Source organism: Streptomyces sp. AC555_RSS877, assembly GCF_019049245.1.
Lineage (GTDB): Bacteria > Actinomycetota > Actinomycetes > Streptomycetales > Streptomycetaceae > Streptomyces.
The window spans coordinates 276,964-284,866 of record NZ_JAGMUK010000216.1; the positions used below are offsets into that span (position 1 = coordinate 276,964).

The following is a 7,903-nucleotide window of genomic DNA, read 5'->3' on the forward strand; positions in this document are numbered from 1 at the left end:
TTTCCATAAGTTGCCCGGGTCCGTCCCCGGGAAAAGCATGGGGAGGTGAGCTATCTGCGCCTTCCGCATCTGAGCGGCGAACTGCTGTGTTTCGTGGCCGAGGACGACCTCTGGCTGGCCCCCCTCGACGGCCCGGGCCGCGCCTGGCGGCTCACCGTCGACCGCACCAAGATCGGCCACCCCCGCTTCTCGCCCGACGGCCGCCATCTCGCGTACACGAGCTGGCGAAGTCTGGTCCCCGAGATCCATCTGGTGCCGGTGGACGGCGGGCCGGGCCGGCAGCTCACCCACTGGGGGTCCGCCGACACCCAGGTCTGCGGCTGGACCCCCGAGGGGGACATCCTCGCCGTCGCCTCCCACGGCGAGCCCTTCTCCTACTTCACCTGGGCGTACAAGGTCCACCCCGACGGCGAGCCAGGCCGCAAGCTCCCCTGGGGCCCGGTCTCCGACATCCAGGCCGCCGACCTCGACGGCGAGCGCAGAACCCTGCTCCTCACCGGCACCCCGCCCCACGAACCGGCCGCCTGGAAGCGCTACCGGGGCGGGGCGACGGGGAGGCTGTGGCTGCACGGCGAGCGGCTGCTGCCCGATCTGCAGGGCCACCTCCACTCCCCCCTGTTCGTCGGCGGCCGGATCGCCTTCCTCTCCGACCACGAGGGCGTCGGCAACCTCTACTCGTGCGCGTACGACGGCTCCGGCCTGCGCCGCCACACCGACCACGACGCCTTCTACGCCCGGCACGCGGCGAGCGACGGCACCCGGGTGGTGTACCAGTGCGCGGGCGACCTGTGGATCGTCGACGACCTCGCCGCGGACTCGGCGCCCCGCCGGCTCGACGTCCGGCTGGGCGGCCCCCGCGCGGGCCGCCGCCGGTACCAGGTCCCGGCCGCCCGGCACGTGGACGGCATCTCGGTCGACGAGACGGGCCGCGCGAGCGCGGTCGTCGTCCGCGGCAGCCTGTACTGGCTGACCCACCGCGACGGCCCGGCCCGGACGATCACGGACACCCCGGGCGTACGGGTCCGGCTCCCCGAGATGCTCGGCTCGGGCGGCCAGGTCGCGTACGTGACGGACGCCGAGGGTGAGGACGCGATCGAGATCGCCTACCTCCCGAGGGCGACCGGGGACCGTGAACCCCGGCGCCTGGCGTCCGGCGAGCTGGGGCGGGTGCTGGAGCTGGTCTGTGATCCGCAGGGCGAGCGCCTGGCCATCGCCTCGCACGACGGACGGCTGGTGCTGATCGACGCGACGGAGGACTCCACCGGCGAGGTGACGGAACTCATCCACTCGGTCAACGGGCCGGTGCGTGACCTCGCCTTCTCACCGGACGGGGCCTGGCTGACGTGGTCGCATCCGGGGATCGGTCGGTCACTGCGGCAGATCAAGATGGCGCGGATGAAGGACCGGCTGATCGTCGATGTCACCAACGGCCGCTTCGAGGACGAGAACCCGGTGTTCACGAGGGACGGCCGCTATCTGGCGTTCCTGTCGTGGCGCGGCTTCGATCCCGTCTACGACGTGCACACCGGCGACCTGTCCTTCCCGCTGGGCTGCCGCCCGTACCTGGTCCCCCTGTCCTCCGCCACCCCCTCCCCCTTCGCGCTGAACCCGGAGGGCCGGCCGGCCGCGGGGGGCCTGGACCCGGTGGAGGACGAGGGCGGCGACGGCGACGGCACGGTGATCGTCGAGGTCGAGGGCCTGGAGAGCCGGGTGACGCCCTTCCCGGTCACCGCCTCCAAGTACTCGGCGCTGTTCCCGGTCGCGGGCGGCGGGCTGGTGTGGCTGCGCTGGCCGATCTCCGGGGCGCTCGGCGAGACGTTCGCCAACCCGGACGACACCAGCGGCCGGCCGACCCTCGAGTACTTCAACATCACCAAGGCGAAGAAGTCCGAACTCGTCGAGCACCTGGACTGGTTCGCGGTCAGCGGCGACGGCTCACGGCTGGTCGTCGTGGACGAGGGCGAGCTGAGGGCGGTGCCGGCCAACGAGATCGGCGACGGGGATTCGACGGTCTGGATCGACGCGCGCCGCATCCTGCACGAGGCCGATCCGGCCGCCGAGTGGCGCCAGGCGTACGACGAGGCCGGCCGGCTCATCCGGGCCTACTTCTGGGAGCCCGGCATGTGCGGCATCGACTGGGACGCGGTGCTCGACCAGTACCGCCCGCTGGTCGAACGGGTCGCGTCCCCCGACGAGTTCGCGGACCTGCTGCGCGAGGTGCTCGGCGAACTCGGCACCTCCCACGCCTACGTCTCCGCCGCCCGCCGCAACGAGGGCCCGCCGCACTACCAGCGCCGGCAGGGCCTGCTCGGCGCCAACCTCGTCCGGCGGGACGACGGTTGGACGGTCAGCCGGATCCTGCCCGGCGACTCCTCGGACTCCAAGGCGCGCTCACCGCTGGCAGGCACCGGCATCCGGGAGGGCGCGGTCCTCACCCACGTGGACGGCCGTCCGGTGGATCCGGTGACGGGGCCGTACCCGCTGCTCGCGGGGGCGGGCGGTACGACGGTGGAGCTGACGTTCACCCCGGCGGAGGGGGAGGGACGGGCCCGGCGCGTGGCGGTCGTACCGCTCCTCGACGAACGGCCCCTGCGCTACCAGGACTGGGTGGCCAAACGCCGGGCCGTCGTACGGGAGTTGAGCGGTGGACGCTGCGGCTATCTGCACATCCCCGACATGGGCGGCTCGGGCTGGGCCCAGTTCAACAGGGACCTGCGCATGGAAGTGTCGCGGCCCGCGCTCATCGTGGACGTACGCGGTAACGCGGGCGGCCACATCAGCGAGCTGGTCGTGGAGAAGCTGACCCGCAGGATCCTCGGCTGGGACCTGACACGCGACGCCCAGCCGGTGTCGTACGCCTCGAGCGCCCCGCGCGGGCCGGTGGTCGCCCTCGCCGACGAGGCGACCTCCTCGGACGGCGACATGATCACGGCGGCCTTCAAGCTGCTCGGGCTCGGCCCGGTGGTCGGCCAGCGCACCTGGGGCGGGGTGGTCGGCATGACCGGCCGCCACCGACTGGGCGACGGCACGGTGATCACCGTGCCGATGAACGCGGCCTGGTTCGACGCGTACGGCTGGGCCGTGGAGAACCACGGCGTCGCCCCCGACCTGGAGATCCTGCGCACCCCGCTGGACTGGGCGGAGGGCAGGCACGCGCAGTTGGACGACGCGGTGAAACTGGCCCTGGACCTCCTGGAGACCAACGCCCCGGCCACTCCGCCGGATTACTCGAACGTCCCCAACCGGTCACGGCCGAAACTCCCGCCGCGATGACAGAGCGCGGACGAGAGCGGACGTGACAGAGCGCACGGGAGAGCGGACGTGAGAGCGGACGTGACAGAAGGGGCGCCCCGATCGGGACACCCCTTCTGTTCAGCGTTCAGCGTCAGGCGTCGTAGTCCTGGCTGAAGCGCTCCTCTTCTTCGCGGCGGAGACGCTCGGCCTCCTCGTCACGCTCACGCATGGGGTGCATGGGGTCCTGCCCCGGGCGGCCGCGCTCCTGGTCCTGCCGGCCACGCTCCTGGCCCTTCTCCCGGCCCTGCTGCACCTTCTGCTTGGCCTGCTCCTGCCACTGCTCCGACTTGTCCTGGAACTTGTCCTTCATACCCATGTGGGTTCACTCCCATAGAGGGTGGGGGATGTTGGGGCCCTTTGGCGGGGCCTCGACCAGATTCACACGGGCGGACACAGTGCGCATTTCGATCAACTACGGTGCGTAGCGCGCGCCTCCTCATCAGCGGCCCCACCTGCGCCGACGAGCCCCGACCGCATGCCCTCCAGCCGGGTCGAGAACCGCCGCATCTCCCGCTGTCCGACGGTCCCGATGACCGCGGGCAGATACCCGCGCACCCCCTGCATCCCGCGCAGCCACCACTGGCCGTAGACGTGACTCGACCTGCGCTCGATCCCGGCGACGATCCGGTCCACCGCCGGCCCCAGCGGGTACGTCTTGTTGGACGGCCACGGCAGCCGCTGCCGCAGTTCCCGCATCACGTCGTCCTGATCCGCACCCCGCACCATGTCGGTGTCGGTCCACGACAGGTACCCGACACCCACCCGCACGCCCCGGTGGCCCACCTCGGCGCGCAGACTGTGCGCGTACGCCTCCACACCGGACTTGGACGCGCAGTACGCGGTCATCATCGGCGCCGGGGTGATCGCGGCGAGGGAGGCGATCTGCAGCAGATACCCCCGGCTCTCCGTCAGCGCCGGCAGGAAGGCCCGCGCGGTCATCGCCGACCCGATCAGGTTGACCTCGATCACCCGCCGCCAGGCCACGGGATCGCAGTCGACGAAGGGCCCGCCGGTGGCGACCCCCGCGTTGGCGACGACGATGTCCACCTTCCCGAACCGCTCCTTGACCTCCTCGGCCACCCGGGCCATCGCCTCGTGGTCGGTGACGTCGGCGTACCAGTGGGCGCTCTCGCCGTGCAGCCGGTCGGCGACCTGCTTGAGCAGGTCCGGCTCCAGCCCGACCAACGCCACCTTCGCCCCGCGCGCGGACAGCTTGCGGGCCAGCAACTCCCCCACGCCCCGCGCGGCTCCGGTGACGACGGCGACCTGTCCTTCGAGACCGACCCTGCTCATGCGTCCTCCTTGACGTGACCGACGGGACCGACGGGACCGGCGTGGACGTACGTGCTGACGAGCTCCCGGATCTTCCCGGTGACCTGCTCGGGTGCCTCGACCGGCGTCATGTGGCCGATGCCGGGCAACTCGGCCAGGCCCAGGCAGACGGGCAGCGCGGCGACCAGCGCGCGGGACTGCACCGGGGGCGTCAGCCGGTCGGCCGAGCCGACCAGGACGGCCGTCGGGACGCTCAACTCCCGTACGTGGTGGTCGAGATCGAGCAGGCCGAGCACCTCCGACCAGGCGTGCCGCACCTGGCGCGGACACGCGTGCACGATCCGGGCGCACGCCTCGACCATGTGCGGGGCCGCACCGGCGCCCATCGTCCCGTACCTGAGGATCCGCCGGGCGAGCGGCGTGACCGGCCCGAGCGGGGCGCGGGAGCCGAGGAGCCGCTTGGTCAGGAAGGTCCGCAGCCGGCCCGCCCGGATCGGCAGCACCAGCGACTCGGCGACCAGCCGTGACGCACCCGTACTGCACAGCAGTACGGCCGCCGCGTGCTCCCGGAAGCCGGCTCTCCCGGCCGCCGCCATCACCGTCATCCCGCCCATGGAGTGACCGGCGATCACCGCCTTCTCCCCGGGCGCGAGGGCCGCTTCCAGTACGGCTTCGAGGTCGTCGGCGAGCGCTTCCGTACCGCAGGCACGGCTCGCCGGGCTGCGTCCGTGGCCGCGCTGGTCGTAGGCGATCACCCGGTGGTCCGTGGCCAACTGACGGATCTGCGCCGCCCAGAAGGCCGTGGAGCAGGTCCAGCCATGGGCGAGGACGACGGCCGGCGCGCCCTCGGGCCCGTGCACCTCGACGTGCAGGCGGGCGCCGTCGGCGGAGACGGCGATGAGCACGCGGGCCGGGACGGGCGGGGCGTAGGGACCGGAGGAGACGTGGAGGAGGCGGCTCATGCGTCGACCTCGGCCTTCCGCACGGCCGGCGTGCGCAGCACCTCGTACTCGCTCAGGTCCACCTGCCGTGTCGCCCGCCGGAACTCGGCGGTGGTGCCCGGCCAGATGGTGCTGTTGCGGCCGTTGGCGTCCAGGTACCAGCTCTCGCAGCCGGTGTTCCACACCGTGCGCTTCATGCGCTCCTGCACCCGCCGGTTCCAGGACCGCACGGCACCGGGGCGGGCGTCCAGGGCGACCCGGCCGCCGAGGACGCGCAACTGCCGTACCAGGTCGGCCATGTAGTTCAGCTGCGACTCGATCATGAGGATCATGGACGAGTTGCCGAGGCCGGTGTTGGGCCCGATGACGGTCATCCAGTTGGGGAACCCGGGCACCGAGGCGCCCCGCAGCGCCTCCATGGCGCCACCCGCCGCCCAGGCCTCGGCGAGCGTACGGCCGTCCGCGCCCACCACCCGGTCGGCGATCGGCATGTCGGTGACGTGGAAGCCCGTGCCGAACACGATCACGTCGGCCTCGGCCTCGGTGCCGTCGGCGGCGACGAGCGTCGAGCCGCGGACCTCGCTCAGCCCGCTCGCGACGACGTCCACATTGGGCTCGGCCAGCGCCGGGTAGTACTCGCTGGACAGCAGGATCCGCTTGCAGCCGATGCGGTAGTCGGGCGTCAGTTTGGCGCGCAGGGCTGGGTCCTTGATGGAGCGGGCCATGTTCCGCTTGGCCAGCGCCTCGACCAGACCCAGCTCATCTGGGCGCTTGGTGAACAGTTGGACCTGCAACTCCCGGATGCCCCACAGGAGTCCGCGCCTGAGCTGCGCGGTGACGGGCAGCCGCCGGTGCAGCAGGCGCTCGGCCCCGGTGATCGCCCGGTCGACGCGGGGCATCACCCAGGGCGGGGTGCGCTGGAAGAGGGTGAGCCTCTCGGCGAGGGGCTGGACGGCCGGCACGATCTGGATGGCGGAGGCACCGGTCCCCACCATGGCGACCCGCTTGCCGCGCAGGTCGTGGTCGTGGTCCCAGCGGGCCGAGTGGAAGACCTTGCCGGGGAAGGTGTCGAGCCCCGGGATGTCCGGGATCCTCGGGTCGGACAACGGGCCGGTGGCGGAGACGACGAAGTCCGCGGAGAGCGAGCCGGCGGCCGTCTCGAGGTCCCAGCACAGCCGTCCCGCGTTCCAGGTCATCGTCTTGACCTCGGAGTCGAAGCGGATGTGCGGGCGCAGCCGGAAGACGTCGGCCACGTGCTCCAGGTAGGCGCGGATGTGCCGCTGCCCGGAGAAGGTGCGCGGCCATTCGGGGTTGGGCGCGAAGGAGAACGAGTACAGGTGGGACGGCACGTCGCAGGCGCACCCCGGATAGGTGTTGTCCCGCCAGGTGCCGCCGACGCTGCCGGCCCGCTCCAGGACGACGAAGTCGGTGACGCCCTCGCGCCGCAGCCGCACGGCGGCGCCGAGTCCGCCGAACCCCGACCCGATCACCGCCACCCGTACATGCTCGTGTTCGTGCTCGGCCATCCCGAAGCCTCCACGCGTCGCCTTGAACTCTGCCAGTGAACACTGGCACAATGGGAGAGTAGAGCAGCTCCGTACCGATGGGTAGGGGCCGGGCCGAGGAAAGTTACCGGGAGTACGACATAGGCTGCGCTCGTGACGGAGAAGCGCGAATACCGCATGGAGGAACTGGCACGACTGGCCGGCATCCCCGTGCGCACCCTGCGCTTCTACCGCGAACGCAAACTGATCGCACCACCCCGCCGCGAGGGCCGTATCGCCTGGTACGACGACCACCACCTGGCCCGCCTGCGCACCATCGCGGCGCTCCTGGACCGCGGCCACACCCTCAGCAGCATCGCGGAACTGGCGGAGGCCTTCGAGCACGGCCGCAACGTCGGCGAACTCCTCGGCATGGACACCCCGACCGAGGAGGAACCGGTCCGCCTCACCCCCGAGGAACTCGCCGCCCGCTTCGAGGGCGAGGTCACCCCCGAGAACCTCGCCGCCGCCCTGGACCTCGGCTACCTCGGCACCGACGGCGACGAACTCGTCCACATCAGCCGCCGCCTCCTGGACGTCTCCTCGGCCCTGGTCCGCGAGGGCATCCCCCTGGCGGAGGTCCTTCAGGCAGGAAAACGCGTCCGCGAACACGCCGACGCCCTCGCCGAACTCTTCGCCGACGTGATCCTGCGCCACGCCCCCGAGGAAGACCTCCAACGCCTGCGCCCGCTGGCCCGGAGCGTGGTGGAGGCGGAACTGTCACTGGCGCTGGACCGGCGGATGCGGAAGCGGAACTAGTGTGATGCGCCAGAAATCGCGGGCTTAAGTCTGTAGCCTGTTTTCATGTCTCGGGGTCCTCGTGCCGTCGAAGTTGCGTTGTCCGATGAGGAG

At 71.7% G+C, this 7,903-nt stretch carries 6 protein-coding genes; 2 read left to right on the forward strand and 4 right to left on the reverse strand.

Annotation, left to right across the window (positions count from 1 at the left end; genetic code table 11):
* The first annotated feature begins 45 nt into the window (after positions 1-45).
* Entirely contained in the window at positions 46-3,273 is a 3,228-nt protein-coding gene (locus KUM49_RS43745) for a S41 family peptidase (protein WP_217242512.1), read from the forward strand.
* 112 nt (positions 3,274-3,385) lie between these two features.
* Here KUM49_RS43745 and KUM49_RS43750 read toward each other — a convergent pair whose 3' ends face one another.
* The 4 genes from KUM49_RS43750 to KUM49_RS43765 form a co-directional block, all read right to left on the reverse strand.
* Entirely contained in the window at positions 3,386-3,610 is a 225-nt protein-coding gene (locus KUM49_RS43750; RefSeq protein WP_217242513.1) for a hypothetical protein, read from the reverse strand.
* Positions 3,611-3,702: 92 nt separating this feature from the next.
* Entirely contained in the window at positions 3,703-4,587 is an 885-nt protein-coding gene (locus tag KUM49_RS43755; RefSeq protein WP_217242514.1) for an SDR family oxidoreductase, read from the reverse strand.
* On the reverse strand, positions 4,584-5,528 hold the full coding sequence (locus KUM49_RS43760) for an alpha/beta fold hydrolase (protein ID WP_217242515.1): 945 nt from the start codon (positions 5,526-5,528) through the stop codon (positions 4,584-4,586). Before KUM49_RS43760 ends, KUM49_RS43755 begins: the two co-directional genes overlap by 4 nt.
* Positions 5,525-7,033 (reverse strand): NAD(P)/FAD-dependent oxidoreductase, encoded by a 1,509-nt coding sequence (locus tag KUM49_RS43765; RefSeq protein ID WP_217242516.1) that lies wholly within the window; start codon positions 7,031-7,033, stop codon positions 5,525-5,527. Before KUM49_RS43765 ends, KUM49_RS43760 begins: the two co-directional genes overlap by 4 nt.
* Before the next feature lie 132 nt (positions 7,034-7,165).
* Between KUM49_RS43765 and KUM49_RS43770 the strand changes: the two genes are divergently transcribed.
* Positions 7,166-7,810, forward strand: a complete 645-nt coding sequence (locus KUM49_RS43770; RefSeq protein WP_217242517.1) for a MerR family transcriptional regulator — start codon at positions 7,166-7,168, stop codon at positions 7,808-7,810.
* Positions 7,811-7,903: the final 93 nt, after the last annotated feature.

Coding starts and splice junctions, on each gene's coding strand:
- KUM49_RS43765 (WP_217242516.1), bottom strand. CDS start 7,033: ATGGCCGAGCACGAACACGAGCATGTACGGGTGGCGGTGATCGGGTCG.
- KUM49_RS43760 (WP_217242515.1), bottom strand. CDS start 5,528: ATGAGCCGCCTCCTCCACGTCTCCTCCGGTCCCTACGCCCCGCCCGTC.
- KUM49_RS43755 (WP_217242514.1), bottom strand. CDS start 4,587: ATGAGCAGGGTCGGTCTCGAAGGACAGGTCGCCGTCGTCACCGGAGCC.
- KUM49_RS43750 (WP_217242513.1), bottom strand. CDS start 3,610: ATGGGTATGAAGGACAAGTTCCAGGACAAGTCGGAGCAGTGGCAGGAG.